The sequence below is a fragment of the Thalassobaculum sp. genome, from assembly GCF_040219215.1.
Classification (GTDB): domain Bacteria; phylum Pseudomonadota; class Alphaproteobacteria; order Thalassobaculales; family Thalassobaculaceae; genus Thalassobaculum_A.
This window is the reverse complement of sequence record NZ_JAVJSX010000044.1, coordinates 260,691-279,783: the sequence shown is the minus strand read 5'-3', so window position 1 is coordinate 279,783 and position 19,093 is coordinate 260,691. Positions and strand designations below refer to the sequence as shown.

General features: G+C 65.4%; 18 protein-coding genes, 2 tRNA genes and 1 riboswitch. Of the genes, 11 read left to right on the top strand and 9 right to left on the bottom strand.

The genetic code is table 11. The annotated features are described in order from the left end of the window. Positions 1 to 70: 70 nt before the first annotated feature. Complete coding sequence (locus RIC54_RS26565; RefSeq protein WP_350094436.1) at positions 71 to 1,111, bottom strand: amino acid ABC transporter substrate-binding protein; 1,041 nt, start codon at positions 1,109 to 1,111, stop codon at positions 71 to 73. A 328-nt stretch (positions 1,112 to 1,439) separates the two neighbouring features. Here RIC54_RS26565 and metC point away from each other — a divergent pair, with 328 nt between their 5' ends. The 6 genes from metC to RIC54_RS26535 all read left to right on the top strand — a co-directional run bounded on the left by metC (position 1,440) and on the right by RIC54_RS26535 (position 6,979). After that, positions 1,440 to 2,636, top strand: coding sequence for a cystathionine beta-lyase (gene metC / locus RIC54_RS26560; protein WP_350094433.1), 1,197 nt, complete (start codon positions 1,440 to 1,442; stop codon positions 2,634 to 2,636). A gap of 21 nt (positions 2,637 to 2,657) precedes the next feature. Then, positions 2,658 to 2,999 carry a winged helix-turn-helix domain-containing protein gene (locus tag RIC54_RS26555; protein ID WP_350094430.1) on the top strand — a complete coding sequence of 114 codons (342 nt, stop codon included), beginning with the start codon at positions 2,658 to 2,660 and terminating at the stop codon, positions 2,997 to 2,999. 242 nt (positions 3,000 to 3,241) lie between these two features. Further along, positions 3,242 to 3,946, top strand: coding sequence for a molybdate ABC transporter substrate-binding protein (gene modA / locus RIC54_RS26550; RefSeq protein ID WP_350094427.1), 705 nt, complete (start codon positions 3,242 to 3,244; stop codon positions 3,944 to 3,946). 6 nt (positions 3,947 to 3,952) lie between these two features. Continuing rightward, positions 3,953 to 4,651: a molybdate ABC transporter permease subunit gene (gene modB, locus RIC54_RS26545; protein WP_350094424.1), complete on the top strand. Its 699-nt coding sequence runs from the start codon at positions 3,953 to 3,955 to the stop codon at positions 4,649 to 4,651. Then, entirely contained in the window at positions 4,648 to 5,769 is a 1,122-nt protein-coding gene (gene modC / locus RIC54_RS26540; protein ID WP_350094421.1) for a molybdenum ABC transporter ATP-binding protein, read from the top strand. The genes modB and modC overlap by 4 nt, the downstream gene beginning before the upstream one ends. Positions 5,770 to 5,875: 106 nt before the next feature. Further along, positions 5,876 to 6,979 carry an HD domain-containing phosphohydrolase gene (locus tag RIC54_RS26535; RefSeq protein ID WP_350094418.1) on the top strand — a complete coding sequence of 368 codons (1,104 nt, stop codon included), beginning with the start codon at positions 5,876 to 5,878 and terminating at the stop codon, positions 6,977 to 6,979. A 12-nt stretch (positions 6,980 to 6,991) separates the two neighbouring features. Here the strand turns inward: RIC54_RS26535 and RIC54_RS26530 are convergent, their stop codons facing one another. After that, positions 6,992 to 8,593: a rhodanese-like domain-containing protein gene (locus RIC54_RS26530; protein ID WP_350094415.1), complete on the bottom strand. Its 1,602-nt coding sequence runs from the start codon at positions 8,591 to 8,593 to the stop codon at positions 6,992 to 6,994. 33 nt (positions 8,594 to 8,626) lie between these two features. Next, the gene (locus tag RIC54_RS26525) at positions 8,627 to 10,519 is read right to left on the bottom strand and encodes an ABC-F family ATP-binding cassette domain-containing protein (RefSeq protein WP_350094412.1); all 1,893 of its coding nucleotides are present in this window, start codon (positions 10,517 to 10,519) and stop codon (positions 8,627 to 8,629) included. Positions 10,520 to 10,592: 73 nt separating this feature from the next. On the opposite strand from RIC54_RS26525, the gene RIC54_RS26520 reads away from it, so the two are divergent. After that, on the top strand, positions 10,593 to 11,510 hold the full coding sequence (locus RIC54_RS26520; RefSeq protein ID WP_350094409.1) for a DMT family transporter: 918 nt from the start codon (positions 10,593 to 10,595) through the stop codon (positions 11,508 to 11,510). Between the two features lie 78 nt (positions 11,511 to 11,588). Further along, positions 11,589 to 12,821, top strand: coding sequence for a putative sugar O-methyltransferase (locus tag RIC54_RS26515; protein WP_350094406.1), 1,233 nt, complete (start codon positions 11,589 to 11,591; stop codon positions 12,819 to 12,821). A 31-nt stretch (positions 12,822 to 12,852) separates the two neighbouring features. On the opposite strand, the gene RIC54_RS26510 is transcribed toward RIC54_RS26515, so the two are convergent. The 4 genes from RIC54_RS26510 to RIC54_RS26495 all read right to left on the bottom strand — a co-directional run bounded on the left by RIC54_RS26510 (position 12,853) and on the right by RIC54_RS26495 (position 14,064). Beyond that, positions 12,853 to 12,929 (bottom strand) — tRNA-Arg (locus tag RIC54_RS26510). Positions 12,930 to 12,961: 32 nt separating this feature from the next. Next, positions 12,962 to 13,267 (bottom strand): ETC complex I subunit, encoded by a 306-nt coding sequence (locus tag RIC54_RS26505; protein ID WP_350094403.1) that lies wholly within the window; start codon positions 13,265 to 13,267, stop codon positions 12,962 to 12,964. Positions 13,268 to 13,327: 60 nt separating this feature from the next. Beyond that, a tRNA-Pro gene (locus tag RIC54_RS26500) sits at positions 13,328 to 13,404 on the bottom strand. Between the two features lie 42 nt (positions 13,405 to 13,446). Further along, entirely contained in the window at positions 13,447 to 14,064 is a 618-nt protein-coding gene (locus tag RIC54_RS26495) for a GNAT family N-acetyltransferase (protein WP_350094400.1), read from the bottom strand. Between the two features lie 99 nt (positions 14,065 to 14,163). Here RIC54_RS26495 and RIC54_RS26490 point away from each other — a divergent pair, with 99 nt between their 5' ends. From RIC54_RS26490 to RIC54_RS26480, 3 genes are all read left to right on the top strand, one after another. Next, complete coding sequence (locus tag RIC54_RS26490; protein WP_350094397.1) at positions 14,164 to 15,351, top strand: Gfo/Idh/MocA family protein; 1,188 nt, start codon at positions 14,164 to 14,166, stop codon at positions 15,349 to 15,351. A gap of 78 nt (positions 15,352 to 15,429) precedes the next feature. Further along, positions 15,430 to 16,092 carry a class I SAM-dependent methyltransferase gene (locus RIC54_RS26485; RefSeq protein WP_350094394.1) on the top strand — a complete coding sequence of 221 codons (663 nt, stop codon included), beginning with the start codon at positions 15,430 to 15,432 and terminating at the stop codon, positions 16,090 to 16,092. Positions 16,093 to 16,105: 13 nt separating this feature from the next. Next, a complete protein-coding gene (locus RIC54_RS26480; protein WP_350094391.1) occupies positions 16,106 to 17,191 on the top strand; it encodes an Ldh family oxidoreductase in 1,086 nt (361 codons plus the stop codon). 6 nt (positions 17,192 to 17,197) lie between these two features. Here RIC54_RS26480 and RIC54_RS26475 read toward each other — a convergent pair whose 3' ends face one another. Together RIC54_RS26475 and RIC54_RS26470 are read right to left on the bottom strand one after the other, a co-directional pair. Continuing rightward, positions 17,198 to 17,638: a DUF192 domain-containing protein gene (locus RIC54_RS26475; protein ID WP_350094388.1), complete on the bottom strand. Its 441-nt coding sequence runs from the start codon at positions 17,636 to 17,638 to the stop codon at positions 17,198 to 17,200. Beyond that, complete coding sequence (locus RIC54_RS26470) at positions 17,635 to 18,867, bottom strand: acetoin utilization protein AcuC (RefSeq protein ID WP_350094385.1); 1,233 nt, start codon at positions 18,865 to 18,867, stop codon at positions 17,635 to 17,637. Before RIC54_RS26470 ends, RIC54_RS26475 begins: the two co-directional genes overlap by 4 nt. A gap of 63 nt (positions 18,868 to 18,930) precedes the next feature. Continuing rightward, positions 18,931 to 19,041: riboswitch (TPP riboswitch) on the top strand. The last annotated feature ends 52 nt before the right edge of the window (positions 19,042 to 19,093 follow it).

Genomic DNA, 19,093 nt, shown 5'->3' with positions numbered 1-19,093 from the left:
AATGAAACGCGCGTGCTGAAACGCGAGCGCCCGGTCGACATCTCGACCGGGCGCTGCGCCAATCAATCGCTCACCGGAACGGCGGCGAGTACAGCAGGCCACCCTTGGTCCACAGGGCGTTCGGGGAACCGTCCCGCGGGATGTTCATGACGGTCTTCTCGCCCATGAACTCATCGTAGTTCTCACCGTAGTTGCCCACCAACTTGATGATGTTGTAGGCCCACTTCGGATCCAGCCCGAGACCCTTGTTCAGGTCGCCTTCGGCGCCGAGCATGCGCTTGATCTCAGGATTTGAGGTCTCGCCCAGCACCTTGTCGATGTTGGACGACGACAGTCCGTATTCCTCGGCCGCGATCATCGCGTAGACCGACCACTGGACGATGTCCTTCCACTGCGAATCGTTCTGGCGAACGACCGGGCCGAGCGGCTCCTTGGAGATCGTCTCCGGCAGGATCTTGAAGATCGTCGTGTCCGGTGCCTTGGCGCGGGTCGAGGCCAGGCTCGACTTGTCGTTGGTGATGGCGTCGCAGCCACCGGTAAAGAACGTGTTGTCGCGGACGTTGCTGTCCTCGAACACGACCGGCTTGATGTCCAGACCGTTGGTCCGGCTGTAGTCGGTCAGGTTGAGCTCGGTGGTGGTGCCGGTCGCGACGCAGACGGTCGCACCCTTGAGCTCAAGCGCGCTCTTGATGCCGGCGTCCTTCAGGACCATGAAGCCCTGGCCGTCGTAGAAGCTGACGGTGGTGAAATCGAGACCCAACTGGGTGTCGCGGAACAGCGTCCAGGTCGTGGTCCGCGACAGCATGTCGGACTCACCGTTGCCCATCGCCGTGAAGCGCACAGCCGACGTGACCGACTGAACTTCGATCTTGTCGGGATCGCCGAAAATCGCAGCCGAAACCGCGCGGCAGTTCTCGTAGTCGAAGCCCGACCACTTGCCGCTGTCGGACAGCATGTACCAGCCCGGCGCCGGCGTACCAAGTTGGCACCGCAGATGCCCGCGGCTCTTAACGATGTCGAGCGTGCTCTGCTGCGCAGATACCGGCTCGGCAGTGAACGTCAGGGCGGCCAAAAGCCCCGCGCCCAGACCGAAAAGGCTGACCTTCTTCATGTGAAACCCACCCAGTTATCGTTTATGACGAAATCCAAACGCTGCAGTCATGTGCGTCCCCTTCGCAAGGACCTTGCCAGACCACAATCGCTTACGTTTCGCGCTTTTATCCCCCTCCCCGGGTCCGCACCTGCTTACCGCGAGTGCAGTGCGATGCGGAGTGCCGCAAAAGCAGACAACCGCCCGAAACACCGACATCACACCATGCTACACGACCGGATGGCAAGCCTTGCCGCCACCGGTGTGGATCAGAACGAGCATTTGCCGCTAGGCTCGCTGTCGCTCTCCGAGGTCATTCGGAGGCCGACGTCTCGGAGGAATAGAGGTCATGCACGACTGGAAGGGCAAGACGGCACGCACCCGCCTGGTGCATGCCGGACGCCACCCCCACGACAATCACGGTGTGGTCAACCCGCCCGTTTATCACGCCTCAACCATCCTTCAGCCGTCACTGGCGGTATGGGAGGCGTCGCGCAAGCCGGACTTTCAAGGCTATCGCTACGGCAGGGCCGGAACTCCGACCAGCCGGTCCTTCGAGGAAGCCGTGGCGGATCTGTACGGTGCGGCCGACGCGGTTGCGGTGTCGTCGGGCATGGCCGCGATCGCCTGCGCACTGATGGCGGTGTTGAAGGCCGGCGACCACGTGCTGATGACCGACAGTACATACTTTCCGACTCGCAAGTTCTGCGACCAGATGCTGTCCCGCTACGGCGTCGAGACCACTTACTACGACCCGCGAATCGGTGCCGGGATATCCGCCCTGCTGAAGCCAAACACGCGAGCCGTCTACACCGAGGCTCCAGGCTCTCTCACTTTCGAGATGCAGGACATTCCGGCGATCGCCGAAGCGGCGCACGCTCACGGGGCGGTCGTGCTGACCGACAATACCTGGGGCACGGCCCTGCATTTCGACGCTTTCGCCAAGGGCGTCGACATCGTGGTGGAAGCGGTCACCAAGTACATCTGCGGGCACTCAGACGTGATGATGGGCATGATCGCCAGCACGCAGGAGTACGCAGGCACCGTGCGCGACATGGTGAGGCTGCATGGCAATTGCTGCGGGCCGGACGATCTGTACTTGGCGCAGCGAGGTTTGCGCAGCATGGCCGTACGCTTGAAGCAGAACGAGGCGAACGGCCTGGAACTGGCCCGTTGGCTCGAAGGCCGGCCGGAAGTATCGCAGGTCCTGCATCCAGGCCTGCCGAGTCACCCGGATCACGCTCTCTGGCAGCGCGATTTTACGGGCGCCTGCGGGTTGTTTGCGTTTGTCCTGAAGCCCGTGCCGCGAGCGGCTCTCGCCGCGTTCCTGGACGGCCTCGGCCTGTATGGAATGGGCGCCAGCTGGGGCGGCTTCGAAAGCCTGATTCTGCCCGGCGACCCCAAGGCATTGAGAACCGCCACCACCTGGGACGACCCGGGACAGCTCCTGCGGATTCACGCCGGCCTGGAAGACGTGGCCGACCTGATTGCCGATCTCGATGCCGGCTTTGAACGGTTGAATGCGGCCGCGCAAGCTGCAGCCTGATCGTCGCTTGAGGGAGCTCAGATGCGACCACGGATCCGCCTGCTGATCGGAGATGCGGTCGCGCTTGGCCCCGGCAAGGCCAGTCTGCTGGAGGCGATCGGCCAAACCGGGTCGATCGCCGCGGCGGCTCGATCCATGGGCATGTCGTACGGACGCGCATGGCAGCTGGTTCAAGCCATGAACGGCGACTTCCGCTCCCCGCTGATCGAGCGTGTTGCCGGTGGACGCGGCGGTGGCGGGGCCATGCTGACCGAGTTGGGGCGGGATGCGCTCGACCGTTATCGTGCAATGGAGGCCCAGGCGGACGCCGCGGTGTCAGACGCGCTCGACCAGTTCGCTATGATTCTTAAGAATCCACCATAGCAGTTTGATTTATTGAATATAATGATATTCTGAGAACCTTGAACGGATGCCACGTTCCATACTGGACAAATGTCGCATGGATGGCGCTATATACCTTCGTGCATAACGGTTCGGCCACCATTCCCATGATGCTTTTCGCAGGACGCCAGTCCGTTCGGTCGGCACGGTCGGTCGCTGCATTCTTCCTGTGCGCCGTGGCGTGCCTCGCGGCGCCGCTTTCAGCCAGCGCCCGTGAGTCCGTCTTGATCTTTGCCGCGGCAAGCACCCGGGAAGCGGTTCTCTCGATCGCCAGACTCGCCGCTGAAGTCGATCCGGGAATCGACCTGAAGGCATCGTTCGCCGGCAGTTCCGCGCTTGCCCGGCAGATCCAGGCCGGTGCGCCGGCCGACCTGTTCCTGTCCGCCAATGCAGACTGGATGGACCGCCTCGCTGCCTCTGGAGACATCTCGGTCCCGTCACACCATGACCTCATGCGCAACAGGCTGGTGCTGGTCGCCCCCGCCGGGTCGGTGCCCGACGGTATTCCCGATCCGCTGTCGGCGAGTGCCGACCTTGCTTCGGCGCTCGCCGGCCGGCGACTGGCGATTGCCGAGCCCGATAGCGTACCGGCCGGCATCTACGCCAAACAGGCGCTGAACGCGCTCGGCCTGTGGACTGCGGTTTCGACCCGTTTGGCACCGTCGGCGGATGTCCGGGCCGCGCTGGCCCTGGTTGAGCGTGGCGAGGCACCGCTGGGTATCGTGTACGCGACCGACGCCAGAGCCGCCGCCGGTGTTTCGGTGGTCTCGATGATTCCGGACGGGTCGCACCAACCCATTGTGTATCCGATCGCACTCACGGCCGGCGGAGCACTGAGGCCGGCCGCCCAGAAGATCCTGGCCCTCTTCCTGTCGGACAGGGGGCTGGCCGCCTTCTCGCGCCACGGGTTCGAGCCGGCGGTCCGGTAGGTGGCCGTGCCGGAACTCTCTCCCGAAGAATGGAGCGCGCTGGTCCTCAGCCTTCAGGTCGGCGCTTGGAGCGTGGCCGTTGGCATGCCGGCGGCTGTGGCGACCGCCTGGCTTCTTGCCCGGATTCCCTTTCCAGGCAAGGCGCTGGTCGACGGTCTCATTCATATCCCGCTCGTGGTGCCCCCGGTGGTCGTCGGCTACCTGCTGCTGCTGCTGTTGGGGCGGCGCGGACCGGTCGGTGCCTGGCTGGACGCGCATTTCGGGATCTCTCTGGCGTTCACCTGGCAGGGTGCGGTCATCGCGAGCACGGTCATGGCGTTTCCGCTGATGGTTCGGGCCATCCGGCTATCGATCGAAGCAATCGATCCAGGGCTGGAGGCGGCAGCGCGGACCCTGGGTGCCGGCCGGATCCGGGTGCTCGCCACGATCACGCTGCCTCTCGCCGCTCCCGGCCTCCTGGCAGGAGCGGTTCTCGGGTTCGCACGGTCACTGGGCGAGTTCGGCGCCACCATCACCTTCGTGTCGAACATTCCCGGCGAGACGCGCACGATGCCGTTGGCGCTCTATACGTTCACCCAGGTGCCGGGCGGCGAACCGGCCGCGCTGCGCCTCATGATATTGTCGTTGGCGGTCGCTTTTGCCGCCCTTGCCCTGTCGGAGTTGATGGCACGGCGTCTGCGTCAACGCCTCGGGGGCGGGTCGTGATCCATATCGACATCCGCGCACGCCTTGGCAGATTCGCGCTCGAAGCCGCGTTCGACGTGCCGACCGACGGCGTGACCGCGTTGTTCGGCCGGTCAGGTGCGGGTAAGACCTCGATCCTGAATGCGGTTGCCGGGCTGCTCCAGCCAACCGCCGGGCGCATCGCGATCGACGATGTGACCTTCTTCGATTCCACGGCACGGATCGACGTTCCGATTCCGCAACGTCGGCTTGGCGTGGTGTTCCAGGACGGGCGCCTGTTCCCGCATCTAACCGTGCGGGCGAACCTGCTGTACGGCGCGCCCCGCGACCCGACACTGACCGCCGAACCTCCGTCATTTGACGACGTGGTAGCGCTGCTTGGGCTCTCCCCGCTGCTCGACCGGCGCCCCCCGGGCTTGTCCGGCGGCGAGCGCCAGCGGGTCGCGATCGGCCGGGCACTGCTGATGAAGCCTCAGGCCCTGCTGATGGACGAACCGCTCGCGGCGCTGGACGGCGCCCGAAAGGCCGAGGTCCTGCCGATGCTGGCTGAACTCAGGGCATTGCGGCGCGTACCGATCGTGTATGTCAGCCATCAGATGGACGAGGTCGTCCGTCTGGCCGATACCCTGGTTCTGGTTTCCGACGGCCAAATTGCCGCCGTCGGCCCGGTCGAAGACCTGACCAGCCGAATCGACCTCCGCCCGTTGACCGGACGGCATGAAGCCGGCGCGGTGTTGCGCGGCCGGGTAGCGTCGATCGAGCCGGAATGGGGTCTGGCATTAATCGAACTCGGACAGCAGACATTCACCGTCCCCGCGACCGACCTCGCTGTCGGACAGGGCCTGCGCGTCCGCATTCGAGCCCGCGACGTTGCCATCGCGGTGACGCCACCATCCGCCACCAGCGTTCTGAACGCACTGGCGGGAACCATCGTGAACATCGCCGCCACCGACGGCCCGCACGTTGACATCCGAATATCGCTGTTGGATGGCCAGCACTTGTGGGCCCGCATTACCCGCAAATCAGCAGCCGCACTGCGCCTTGAGGAAGGATGCCCTGTCTATGCACTGGTCAAGGCCGGCGCCATCGACCGGCACAGCCTGGGCCCTCCACCCGGATCCGAGGATGAGCCGGCGTGATCCGGCCTGACCTGTGGAAGTCACGTATGTGTTCATGGCTTCTTAAGCGATCAGCGCCATACTCCGCCCAACAAGCAAGAAGAGCGGCGGAACGACAGGGCGCGGAATGACACTGGAACGGCTCCTCCTCGGCGTTGCCAACCCGGCACGATACAACGCGATCCTGGTCGCGTTCCGAGACTCGTTCGAAGTGTCCTGCGTCGACAATCGCTGGGATGCCGACGCAGCGCTTGAATCCAGCCCTGACATCGTGGTTGTCGAGGACGTGCTGCCGGGCGGCCGCGGCCTTAAGATCTGCGAACGTGCCCGCGAGCGGCCGGGCGGCCAGAACGCTCTCATCCTCGTCATCGCCGACCATGACAGCTCAGCGGTGGAGGAAGCGCGACAGGCCGGCGTAATCGATGGCTGGGTCCTTCGCAGCGCATCTGCCGGCTCAGTTCTCCACCGCTTCTGGGACCTGTACAGCGCCCGGGACGATCGCCGCCTGGCAGCCGAGGAGCCGGAAGCCAAGGTCCTGCTCGACAACAGCCGCAGGCTGTTTCGCAGCATGGATGACGGTGTGATCAACAGCCACACCCGATCCCTGCTGTCGGAGACGGCCACCCGGGTGGTGACGTTCGCCGACGAGTGCTCCGTCACGAACGTTCTCGGGCTGCTGCAGGGGCATCACGCCTATACCTTTGCCCACAGCCTGCGCGTCGGGATCCTGATGGCGACCTTCGGACGCCATCTCGGACTCGACACCGACCACGTGGCACTGATGGCCGAGACCGGGCTGGCCCACGATGTCGGTAAACTGAGGATCCCCATCGATATTCTGGCGAAGCCCGGCAGGCTGTCCGATGATGAGATGGCGATCATGCGTACTCACCCGGATCTCGGCGCATCAATGCTGGCCGATGTCTATGCTGATCGCCCCGGCCTGATTGCCGCCGTCCGGCATCACCACGAGCAGTTGGCCGGTACCGGCTATCCCAACGGACTGAAAGGCGGTCAGATCGACGAGCTGTCGCTGTTGACCGCGGTGGTGGACATCTATACCGCCCTCACCGACCGGCGCGACTACAAGCCGGCAATGCCAGTCCACCAGGCGACCGCAATCATGGACACCATGGCGGGGCCGCACCTGGAGCCGAAGCTGTACCGGTGCTTCCGCGAAGTGGCGCTCGACCTGGTGGGCTCGGACCCCCGCGCAACGGTCGCCGCCTGACCTGACGTCTGCTCAAGCCGGATAGTGCTTGAACTCCAGTCCGCCGGCCTTCTTGATCTGTTCGACCAGCGCCACCTCCCAATCCAGATAGGCGTTCATCGCCTTCTCGATTTCGGCACGATTTGTACGATCATAGGGGCGCAGATAGGCGTCCTGCGGCTCCGACAGCAACGCCGTCATTCCACTCTGCATCGCCAGCCCGGCCGCACTCCACGCGCCTCGCCCACCTTCCAGCAGTAGCACGTCGCGGCCACTGCTCGCGAGATCGGCGGCGGTCAGGCGAGCCAACATCTCCTCGGGTGCCGCCAGGATGAGCGCGGCCCCGGACGGGATCTTCGACAGGTTGTCGGCAATGGCCGTCCGCGATGCCCACCAGGCGCCTTCGGGGTGCGAGTCCCGGTAATCCAGGCCGCGTGCCAGATCGAGCATCACCGCCGTTCCGGCATCCATGCGCCGCTTGGCTTCCGCCGGCGCGATCGATGCCACCGGAGGCAAGGCATCGGCGCCCAGAACCGGCGGTTGATAGGCGCCCGACGCCAGCTTCTGGCCGTCCAGCCCACTGTCCAGGACGTACACGTCAGACCAACCGAGCTGGGCCAGCCAGCTGGCCGTCATGTCGGCCCGAACCCGCTTGTCGTCGACCAGCACGACCCGGGAATTGCGCACCATGAGGTAAAGGTCGGTTCCCTGGACCAGCTGGCCGCCGGGCGCGTGCCGGGAATCGGCGATCCGTGATGCCTCGAACTCCTCGATGGTCCGGACGTCCAGGATCGCCAGCGTCCGGCGATCACGCTCGGCACGCCACGTTTCAAGGGTCGCAGCGTCGACGCGGCGGGCTCCGAAACGCGCGGCGGCCGCGGCTGCCCGTGCCTTGGCTGCTTCCAGCGCCGCCGCGTCGGGTTCCGCCGCCGATCGCGCCTGACCGTGTTCCAGCTTGTGTCCGGACAGGTGCCATCCCATCGTGCCGTTGCGCAGCGCCACAACCTCGTTCGGCACACCGGCATTGATCAGCGACTGGGCGCCGATGATCGAGCGGGTCCGGCCGGCGCAGTTCACCACCACCAGCGTGTCGGGATCCGGAGCGACCGTCTCCAGTCGGTAGACCAGTTCCGCCCCCGGCACGTCGATGCCGGTCGGTATGTTCATCACCTTGAATTCATCCATCGGGCGGGAGTCGAGGACCACCAGCTTGCGGCCGGAATCCATGATCCCCTTCAGTTCATCGGCCGATACCGACGGCGTGCCATAGGCGTGCTCCACGAACTCGCCGAAAGCCTTGGAGGGCACGTGCATGCCGCTGAACAGTTCCAGCCCGGCCGCGGCCCAGGCCGGTGTTCCACCCTCGAGCACCGAAATGTCGGTATAGCCAAAGCCTTCGAGCTTCGCTGCAGCGGCCTGCGCCAGCCCTTCGCCAGCATCCTCGACGACGATCGGGGTCGATCGGCGCGGTACCCGGTCGCCAATCACGAGCTCAAGCCGGCCGAGCGGAATGTTGGCGGCCAGGATTGGATGTGACGCGGCATAGGGGGCCTGCTCCCGGACGTCGATCAGCGCGATCTCCTCCGGCCCCTCCAGTCGCGCGTGCAGGGTTTGCGCGTCGATCGTCTTGGCCATCGGTCTTCCTCCCGGGTGTAGATCCGTCTCGGTTCAGGCGGATGCAGACTCCAGCGCTTCGGCTGCGGCCAGCCAGCGTTCCTCGGCTTCGGCGACCTGTGCGTCGAGCGCCGCCTTCTTCTGAATGAGCTTGTGCATCTCGGCCGTCGATCCGCTGTAGGTTTTGGGATCGCCAAGCTTCGTCACCAGCGCATCGCGTTCGGCCGTCAGTTTCTCCAGCCGCTTCTCGGCTTCCTGCGCGGTCTTGCGGGCCTCCACGTTCTGCCGACGCGCTTCCGCCGCCAGACGGCGCTGGTCCTTCTTGTTGACCCGGCTGCCGTCTTCGGAATCGGCGCGGCGAGCCGATCCGCGGCGTTCGTCGCGGACCTGCGCCGCGTAGGCTGCGATGTCGCCATCGAACGGTTTCACCGTGCCGTCCGCCACCAGCCAGAGGCGATCGACCGTCAGCTCCATCAGCCGCCGGTCATGGCTGATCAGCACCACGGCACCGGGAAAATCGTTCAGCGCCTGGACCAGCGCCAGACGAGCGTCGATGTCCAGGTGGTTGGTCGGCTCGTCCAGCACCAGGACATGCGGGTCGAACGCCATGACCAGCGCCAGGGACAGGCGAGCCTTCTCGCCGCCCGACAGCTTGCCGACCGCGGTGGTCTGCTTGTCCTGGGTCAGGCCAACCGCGCCAAGGCGGGCGCGCACGCGGTCCGTTTGGAGCGTTGGCAATCGTCGGCGCAACAGATCGACCGCCGTTTCGGTCGGATCCAGTTCGTCGGCGTGGTGCTGGGCAACATAGCCGACCCGCAGGCGCGCCGCCCGGTGGACCTCGCCACCCTCCGACGCCAGTTCGTCCGCAATCATGCGGGCCAGCGTTGTCTTGCCGTTACCGTTCGATCCCAGCAGACCGATCCGGTCGTCCGGATCCAGGCGCAGATTGAGTCGTGACAGGATCGGCTTGCCGGGTGTGTAGCCGACGGCCGTCTTCTCCATCGACAGCAACGGCGGTGCCAGGCTGTCCGGGGTCGGAAAGGTGAAGCGTGTCTCCGGATCGGCCAGTGCCGCCGGAAGCACTTCCATCTTCTCCAGCATCTTGATGCGGCTTTGGGCCTGTCGCGCCTTGGAGGCCTTGTAGCGGAACCGATCGACGAACGATTGCAAATGCTTGCGCTGGGCGTCCTGCTTCACCCGCTGCGCGTCCAGCAGCGCCAGCCGCGCCTCGCGCACTCGCTCGAAGGTGTCGTAGTTCCCCGAGTACTGCGTCAGCCGCAGTTGCTCGACATGCAGGATCGAAGTGACGACCTCGTTCAGCATGTCGCGGTCATGGCTGACCACGATCAGGGTCTTCGGATAGGCCTTCAGATGTCCCTCCAGCCAGACGGTGGTTTCCAGGTCGAGGTGGTTGGTCGGTTCGTCGAGCAGCAGGAGTTCCGGCTCCTGGAACAGCACCGCCGCCAGGGCCACGCGCATCCGCCAGCCGCCGGAATACTCCGACAGGGAGCGGTTCTGCATCGGTTCGTCGAACCCGAGTCCGGCAAGAATTCGGGCCGCACGCGCCGGTGCGGCATGCGCGCCGATGTCGGCTAACCGGGTCTGGACCTCGGCGATCCGATGCGGGTCGGTCGCGGTCTCCGCCTCCGCCATCAGCGACGCCCGTTCGCGGTCGGCTGCCAGGACATGCTCGATCGGACTCTCGATCCCGCCGGGGGCCTCCTGGCGAACCCAGCCGATGGCGTTCGGACCGGAGAATACCCCAGACAGCTCGAACGAGCCCAGGTCCGGCTGCAGTTCGCCGCCGATCACCCGCAGCAGCGTCGACTTTCCGGTGCCATTGCGACCGATCAGCCCGACATGATGTCCCGGTGGGATGGTCGCCGAGGCATCATCCAGCAGAATTCGGCCCGCCACACGGACGGTTATGTTGCGTATCGACAGCATGGCGGCGGTGATAGCACCGGGACATCAACGCGTCCAACAGCTTCCCTGACCTATCGTCACCGCGTATGAGGGGATGATGCTTTCCGGCACCACCTCTCGTCGCAACCATGCAAATCCAGCCAAAATTGTTGGCGGGCCGACGCACGCAATCCTGCTGATGGTCGCAGCGATGGCGGTGCTTACCATCAACGACGCCATCGCCAAATGGCTGACGCAGCGGTTGCCGGTCGGCGAGGTGCTGGCGGTTCGCGGCGCGCTGGTGGTGATGCTGGCGATCGGCTGGGCAGCCGCCCGGGGCCGCTTGGCCGAACTGCGGGTCCACGACTGGCGGCCGCATCTGGGCCGCGGTGCGTTGATGGCGGCCTCGACGTTTCTGTTCGTGACATCGCTCTCGTTGATGCCGATCGCCGACGCCATCGCGATTTCGTTCGCCGGGCCGATCTTCGGCACGATGCTGGCGGCGTTGCTGCTGGGTGAACGTGTCGGTTGGCGACGCTGGACCGCGGTCGCAGTCGGCTTTGCCGGCGTCATCGTGATGGTGCGCCCGACCCCCGAGATGGTTCGGCTGGTCGCCCTTATCCCGCTGGGCGCGGCACTGCTCGGAGCCTTGCGGGATGTGGTTACCCGACGCATGGGCACAGGTGGCGAGTCGACCCTGGCAATCCTGGTGGTCTCGACCTCGGTGGTGGCACTCGCCGGCCTGATGACGCTTCCGTTCGGCTGGGTGGCGCTGAACTGGGAGGATGCCGGGTTGTTCGCTGGAACGGCCGTGCTCGTCGGCCTCGCTCAGGCCATGATGATCGAGGCCCTTCGCCTCGGCGAAGTCGGACTGGTCGGACCGTTCAAGTACACCAGCCTGGTCTGGGCACTGCTGCTCGGGGCGCTGGTTTGGGGCGATCTTCCGGGCCCCTCGATCTGGCTGGGCTCAGCCATCGTCATCGGCAGCGGTCTCTACATCTGGCGCCGTGAGATCACTGCGAAGCGACCGTAGGACTTCCCACCGGCACGTTGCATCCGGTGGGTCCGCCGTGCGACAGACGTTCACCCTAACGCACGGATGACCATCCAGATGCCTGACGTTCCCTCCGATCACCACCGTCGCTCGATCGTACAGGCACCGGCGCAGTGGGCCGGCTATGACGCTGCCATGATCGCGACGATGGATCACGATCCCGATGCCGCGATTCGAGCTGCCCAGAGAGCCTGCCTGCTCGAGCCGAATTCCCGCCGCATGTGGAACAATTTCCTGCTGTTGTTGAAGACCAACGGCCGGGCGCGCGAGCTACACACCCGTACTCCGCGGCGGCGCAAGCCCCTTCCGCCGCGTGCACATCACCCGGTCGACCTCGATGCCGCCGAAGCACGCTATGGTTGGCTCCTGAGCGAAATGCAAATGCGGTCGTGGGAGGGCTGGACGCCCTCTCGGGTCGAAGACAGCAAGTATCGCTTTCCTTTGACGCCGGAACGCCTTGCCAGATTTCGAAGCTCGGAGGTGTCAAGCGGCACGCAAACCGCGCCGGACCGGCCGAGTAATTTCCCACCACTCGATTTCAACCGGTTCTACCCACCGTATCGTGACGACGAGCGGGCCCGCTTTACCCAGTCGGCGTGGGGGCAGTATGCCGGTCTTATCACCCGACTGTTTCGTCAAAGCGCTCCGGGAATCGACTGGTACGACGCGGCGGTCGTCGACGACGATCGTTTCGGCGCCCGGGTCCTGGAACTTCCGGGAGTTGGAACGATCACCAGCAAGAGCCTGCACTCGGCGTACTATGCGTGTCGGATCATGTCTCTGATCCCGAAGAACGGCGTCGTGCTGGAGATCGGCGGGGGCTTTGGCTCCGTCGCGTCGCGCCTGATGGCGATCCGGCCGGATGTCACATACGTTCTCACCGACCTTCCGGTGAACATGGTACTCACCTACACCTATCTGAGGTCACTGTATGGCGACGCGGTCACCGGGCTGTGGGAGGACGGCGATACGCTGTCTGCCGGACACCGGGCGGCCGTCGTTCCACCGTGGCGCTTGCGTACGCTACCGTTGAAGGTTGACCTGGCGCTGAACACCATGAGCTTTCAACACATGGACGAGCGCAACCATCTGTTCTACGGCAATGCCATGAGGACGCTGGGTACCCGCCGCCTGTATCACGTCAATCGAAACGTCTATATCGACGACCCCGATATCGACACGATGGTCGTGCCCGCGCAGCAGTATGCATTCATGAAAGATTTCGAGATCGTCGAAACCCACGATTTCGATGGCAAATGGATCGAGGTCATCGCCAAGGCGCGTGACTGACGGCATTCGCACTCGAACTGCCCGGTGGGAGTGGCGCGCCCACGAGGACTCGAACCTCGAACCGCCCGCTTAGAAGGCGGGTGCTCTATCCAGTTGAGCTATGGGCGCCCGTTTCAAATGAAGAGCCGGAGCGACGGCCTTCAGTGTGTCCAGTTGATCTTGCGATTGAACGCGAAATTGTCGGCATAGGCCTTCGGTTTCGGTGCACGCTCGTGCGGTTCGACCACCGAATAGGCGAAGCCATGCCGCTTGGCGAACGTCACGGCCTCCTCGCGGCTATCGAACGGGATCCGCACCTGGTTGGTCGTGTCGCCCGAAGACACCCATCCCATCAGCGGTTCGGGGACACGGGCGGTCTCGGCCCGATACTCCAGGATCCAGCGTTTGGTCTTGGCGCGGCCTGACTGCATGGCGTTCTTGGCCGGCTTGTAGATACGCACCTGCATGATCGCCACTCCCCCTATGCCTGCCCGGTCGGCCGACCGCCGATCCCGGCCCGATTGAAATGGTCGGGGTGGACGGATTCGAACCGCCGGCCCTCTGCTCCCAAAGCAGATGCGCTACCAGGCTGCGCTACACCCCGAGACCTTTCAAAGTCGCGGAATTCCTAGCCTTCCAAGAACGCTCAATCAAGCACTGAGTTCGTAATTCCGGCTGGATCCGACGTATCGTCGGACGCATCGGCCTCGCTGGGTTTTCTTCGCAAGCCGACCCACGCCTTGCGCGACAAGGCCCAACCGACCTCCACCCAGCCTCGAGCGGCCATCCAGTCCGGGCCGGTGCGCCGGGCCACGATCGTCGCGCCGAACCAGCGCGCGAGGCGCTCAACCCGGCGGTTGCCGCTCGCGGTATCGCCCGTGATCCGGTCCAGAGTCAGTACCGAGAACCCATAGTCGACCAGCGCGGCGGCGACGTCGATCGCCAACCGATACCGCCCCCAACTGTCCGGTGCGAGCTCGATACCAAAGACAGCGCTGCCATCCGGCACATCGCTCTGGCGAAGGCCGCAGCACCCGCACAGCCGGCCCGAAACGCGGTCGAAAATTCCAACCTGGACATTGCGGCGCGGCAACTCTTGCTTCCAGACGGCGAAGCGGTCGAACAGTTCGTCGGCCCGTTGCCCGCCATCGTCCGGAAGGTCATAGAGCCGACGGTACCGTTCATCGCGTTGATAGGCGACGAACGCCACCCGGTCGCGTTCGTCGAAATCACGGATTACGAAGCGCTCGGTATGGATGAGCACGGTACCGCTCGTTCGGTGAAAGTTCGAACGACGCTATAGCGAACCTTGCCCAAACCCGCCACCGGCGGCACGGTGCTGCCGTGCAAACCGGGGGATGCGATGAAACGAGAGAAGAAGCGGGTACGGGCCGGGATCGTCGGGTCGCGGTTCGCCGCAAAGTTCCATTGCCAGGCAATAGAGCGGGTGTTCGGAACAGAACCCGAGGTGATCGGCGTGGTGTCGCGCACCCGCGACAGCGCCGAGGCGTTTGCCAAGCCGCTCGGCCTGACGGTGTTCGACGATCTCGATTCCCTGCTCGACCGAGTCGACGTGGTGCATGTCTGCACTCCGCCGGTAACCCACGAAACCGTGGCGGTCGCGGCCCTGGCACGCGGCGTGTGGCCGATCGTCGAGAAGCCGTTCACGGGGTTCTTCGGTGACGGTTCTGAGGACTTCGACGGCCGCGGCTATCCCAAGCAAAAGGCACTCGACGCCGCCATGGGCAGCGTCAGGCGGATCCTGGAGGCCGAGGCGAAGTCCACGGCCAAGGTCCTGTACTCCGAGAACTGGGTCTACGCGCCTTCGGTCCAGAAGGAGCGCGACATCATCGAGAAAACCGGCGCGCAGATCCTTTGGATGCACGGCGAACAAGGCCACTCCGGCTCACACTCGCCCGCGTACGGCTACTGGAAGTTCGCCGGCGGCGGCTCGATGGTGGGCAAGGGCTGCCATCCGCTCAGCGCGGTGCTCTACCTGAAGCGGGTCGAGGGCCGGGTTCGCGGCGGCAAGCCGATCCGTCCCGCCACGATCAGCGCCCGCATCCACGAGCTGACCCGCCTGCCCGACTATCAGGACGCCGGGCATCTGCGCACCGACTACCATGACATCGAGGATGTCGCGATGCTGCACGTGACCTTCGAGGACGGCACGCTGGCGACGGTGTTCGCCTCTGAGATCATCATGGGCGGCATCAAGAACCGGCTCGAAGTGATCGCCAACAACCACCGCGCGGTCTGCAACATCAACCCGAACAACGCCATGCAGACCTACAATCCGGTCGAGGAGGTGTTCAAGGACGTCTACCTGGTCGAAAAGCTCGGCACCAAGCAGGGCTGGGCGCCAACCGCGCCGGATGAGGATCACCTGAACGGCTTCCCCCAGGAGATCGAGGCGTTCTACCGCAGTGTCGCCTATGGCGACCCGGTGGAAAGCGATTCCGAACTGGCGGCCGACACTATCGCGACAGTCTATGCCGGCTACGTCTCAGCCGAGGCCGCCGGGGCAGAGACGGCGATCCCCAAGGCCTGAAACGAGCCATAGTCGCTTGCGACGGGCGCCGTTCCGCCCAACCTACCCCGAACCGCCTTGTCCGACCTGGAGTCCCGCATGTCCCCGCGCACCCTCTCGCTCGATGACACTCTCTACACCTACGTGAACGAAGTCGGCGGTCGGGAGCCGGAAGTCGGACGCAAGCTTCGGGAGAAGACCCGGGGCATGCCAACGGCCGGCATGCAGATCGCACCGGACCAGGGCAACGCGCTGGCCTTGCTGGTCGAGTTGCTCGGCGCGCGCCGGGCGATCGAGGTCGGAACCTTTACCGGCTACTCCGCGCTGCGCACCGCGTTGGCCCTGCCGGTCGACGGCCAGTTGGTATGCTGCGACGTCAGCGACGAGTGGACATCCATCGGCCGCCCGTTCTGGGAGGAGGCCGGGATCGCCTCCAAGATCGACCTGCGGATCGCGCCGGCGGTCGAGACCCTGGATGGCCTGATCGCCAGCGGCTGGGCCGGAACCGTCGACTTCATGTTCATCGATGCCGACAAATCGAACTACGACGCCTACTATGAGCGAGGGCTGGTTCTCGTGCGGACCGGCGGTTTGATCGCGGTCGACAACGTGCTGTGGTCCGGAGCCGTGGTCGACGATCGCGACCAGAGCGCCGACACCAGGGCTATCCGGACCCTCAACACCAAGATCCACGGCGACCAGAGGGTCACCATGGCACTGTTGCCGATCGGCGATGGCCTGACACTGGCCCGCAAGCGCTAGGAGAGGACTCGTCATGGCGCGGTATCCGGGCGAGGAGACCGAACGGCGGTATCCCGAGCCTGTCCTGCGCGATGTCGTGTCCCAGGTGTTCGCGGCCTGTGGCATGACCGGGGCCGACGCCGTGACGCTCGCCGAATCCCTGGTCCATGCCGACCGGCGCGGCATCCACTCGCACGGCGTCCTTCGGGTCCCGGACTATGTGAAGAAGATGACCGAGGACGGAGTCGACCCACGGGGACGGCCGCGGATCGTGTCGGATTCCGGTGCCGCGCTGGTGATCGACGGCGACAACGCCATGGGCCAGATTGCCGGAACGCTGGCTGTGGACGCCGTGATCGACCGGGCGCGCACCGTAAATGTGGCGTTCGCTGCCGTGCGCGGCTCGAACCACAGCGGGGCGCTCGACTGGTACACGATGCGAATTGCCATGCAGGGAATGATCGGCGTTGCCGGCAGCAACGCCCTGCCGACCATGGCGCCCTGGGGCGGGGTGGACAAAATCGTCGGGCTGAACCCGATCTCGATCGCGGTGCCAGGCGGCGGACGCGGTCCGATCGTGCTTGATGTCGCGCTGGGAGCGACCGCCCATGGCAAGATCCGGGTCTATGCCCAGAAGGAACAGCCGATCCCGGAAGGCTGGGCGTTCGATGCGGCCGGCGCACCGACCACCGACGCGGCGGCGGCGCTGGAGGGGTTGATCCAGCCGATCGGCGGACACAAGGGCATCGGCCTTGCGGTGATGGTCGGCCTGCTGGCCTCGGTCCTGTCGGGCGCCGGTTATGGCACCGAGTCGGGAAACATGCTCGATGGCGCTACGCCGGGCGCCGACGGACAGTTCTACCTGGCGATTAACGTGTCGGCGTTCCGTGACATCGCCGACTTCGCCGAGCATGTCGACCGAATCGCCCGTCAGTATCGAGACAGCCGGCGCGCCGACGGGGTTGAGCGGCTGTACCTGCCAGGAGATCTGGAAGCCGAATTTGCCGAACGCAATCGCCGCGAGGGCATTCCGCTCAACGACGAGGCCGTCGCGCTGATCGTCGAGGCCGGGACGCGGCTGGGGGTCGACACCAACACGCTTCTTCAGTCGGCACGATAGGCGCCCTCATCCGCCGACACCGGCACCCGACACCCGGTCGCCGACGGTGATCCTGAGCCGGTCGACGGTCCCGCCGTTGACCTCCAGCACATACAGGGCGCGTCGCCCAGAGGCGATGGTATCGACGGAGAACGGCACCGCGCGCTGGTGGATGTCGACGATTCGGCCGTCGGTGCCGATGAACAGCATGTCGAGCGGCAGCGGCGTGTTCTTCATCCACATGGTGATGCGGCTCGGCCGGTCGAACACGAACAGCATGCCGTGGTCGGCGGCCATTTCCTGGCGGTACATCAGGCCCTGGCTGCGTTCCTGATCGGTATCGGCGACTTCGACCTGGAAGACGTGCCGGCTGCCCGATGCCGTTTCGATGGTCAGCGCAGCACGCTCCTGGGCGACCGCTGCATCGGTGCAGAACAGCAGCGAGAGGGCAAGGAACAGGGCTCTCATGGTTTCAATACCGCCTCGATGATCCGATGGATGTCGTCTCGCACCGGCCCCGGGTTGCGCCGGTCGGCCAGCGTGGTGAACCAATGTTCCGGCGGATTGCGGCCGCGGCTGTGGTTCCAGGTCAGGTCGCGCAGGATCCGTTCCGCTTCCGGCGTCAGCGCGACGTCCGGGTCATGGCCATTCACGGTCGCCCAGATTCCGGTCCAGGCCCGCGCCACCGACCACGGATTGTAGCCGCCACCGCCGACCACCAGCACCCGCGGGGCAGTCGGAATCAACGCTGCCACGGCATCCCACAGCGCCCGGTTCGACAGGTCCAGCTTGGCCTGCGGATCGTCGGCCAGCCCGTCGGCGCCGGTCTGGACCACCAAGGCGTCGGGGAAAAACCGGTCGACCAGCGGAACCACCGCCTGGGCGACCAACAGGGCAAACTCGCTGTCGTTGAGACCCGCCGGAACCGGCAGGTTGCGGGCCAGTCCTCCGGCGCGATCGGACAGCGGACCGGTCTTCGGCCAGCGCATGTCCTCGTGTATGGAGATCGTCAGCACCCGGCCGTCGTCGTGGAACGCGTCCTGAACCCCGTCGCCGTGATGGGCGTCCAGGTCGACATAGGCGATCCGCTCCAGCCCATGATCCAGCATCGCCAGGATCCCGAGGACCGGGTCGTTGAAGAAGCAGAACCCCCAGGCCATGTCGCGGCGCCCGTGATGGGTACCGCCCGCCAGTGAATGGATGATCCCACGCTGCACCTTCGCAAGAGCCGATCCGGCGAAGATCGACGCGCCGGACGACGTGGCCGGCCGGCGGAAGATCTCGGCGAACACCGGGTTGCCGTTGCGTCCGATGTTGTAGCGCTCGCGAATCGCCTCCGGCACGTGCCGGGTGCGCTCGGCCTCGACCACGGCGGCCACGTAGTCCGGGTCGTGGAAGCGATGCAACTGGTCCGGTTCGGCCTGGGGACTCTCGGCATAAGCCGCATCGTCCAGCCATCCGAGGGCGCGCGCCAGATCGATGGCAGGCGTCACCCGCTGGATCGAGAGCGGATGGTTCTGCCCGTACACCGAATGCCGGTAGATCTCGTTTCCGACCAGGATCGGCTGCGTCGGAAACCGCGCCGGAAGCCGTCGTGGGTCAAAGCGGGTCCACGCCGGGTCGCGACGCGCGGTCACTTCGGGAGCGACGCGGTACGCATCCGGCAGGTGTTTGGGGCTGGCCTGGGCGATATCCATGGTCCGCAAACCTGCGTCACCGCAACGCCCTTGCCAAGGGGGTGGTCCCGCCGCATGATCGCGTCGCCACTTCGGGGGAGCCGCAATCGGGCGGCTGAGAGGTCCGGGAAACCGGACGACCCCACGAACCTGATCCGGATCACGCCGGCGGAGGGAGCAAGGAGGCAGCGATGCGCGATCGCGCAACAGGCCTGTCCGACCCATACGCAGCGTCCGTTCGGGAACA

Excerpts from the sequence above, each read along its gene's own strand:
- RIC54_RS26565 (WP_350094436.1), bottom strand. The coding sequence starts at position 1,111 with ATGAAGAAGGTCAGCCTTTTCGGTCTGGGCGCGGGGCTTTTGGCCGCC.
- metC (WP_350094433.1), top strand. The coding sequence starts at position 1,440 with ATGCACGACTGGAAGGGCAAGACGGCACGCACCCGCCTGGTGCATGCC.
- RIC54_RS26555 (WP_350094430.1), top strand. The coding sequence starts at position 2,658 with ATGCGACCACGGATCCGCCTGCTGATCGGAGATGCGGTCGCGCTTGGC.
- RIC54_RS26535 (WP_350094418.1), top strand. The coding sequence starts at position 5,876 with ATGACACTGGAACGGCTCCTCCTCGGCGTTGCCAACCCGGCACGATAC.
- RIC54_RS26530 (WP_350094415.1), bottom strand. The coding sequence starts at position 8,593 with ATGGCCAAGACGATCGACGCGCAAACCCTGCACGCGCGACTGGAGGGG.
- RIC54_RS26525 (WP_350094412.1), bottom strand. The coding sequence starts at position 10,519 with ATGCTGTCGATACGCAACATAACCGTCCGTGTGGCGGGCCGAATTCTG.
- RIC54_RS26520 (WP_350094409.1), top strand. The coding sequence starts at position 10,593 with ATGATGCTTTCCGGCACCACCTCTCGTCGCAACCATGCAAATCCAGCC.
- RIC54_RS26515 (WP_350094406.1), top strand. The coding sequence starts at position 11,589 with ATGCCTGACGTTCCCTCCGATCACCACCGTCGCTCGATCGTACAGGCA.
- RIC54_RS26505 (WP_350094403.1), bottom strand. The coding sequence starts at position 13,267 with ATGCAGGTGCGTATCTACAAGCCGGCCAAGAACGCCATGCAGTCAGGC.
- RIC54_RS26490 (WP_350094397.1), top strand. The coding sequence starts at position 14,164 with ATGAAACGAGAGAAGAAGCGGGTACGGGCCGGGATCGTCGGGTCGCGG.
- RIC54_RS26485 (WP_350094394.1), top strand. The coding sequence starts at position 15,430 with ATGTCCCCGCGCACCCTCTCGCTCGATGACACTCTCTACACCTACGTG.
- RIC54_RS26480 (WP_350094391.1), top strand. The coding sequence starts at position 16,106 with ATGGCGCGGTATCCGGGCGAGGAGACCGAACGGCGGTATCCCGAGCCT.
- RIC54_RS26475 (WP_350094388.1), bottom strand. The coding sequence starts at position 17,638 with ATGAGAGCCCTGTTCCTTGCCCTCTCGCTGCTGTTCTGCACCGATGCA.
- RIC54_RS26470 (WP_350094385.1), bottom strand. The coding sequence starts at position 18,867 with ATGGATATCGCCCAGGCCAGCCCCAAACACCTGCCGGATGCGTACCGC.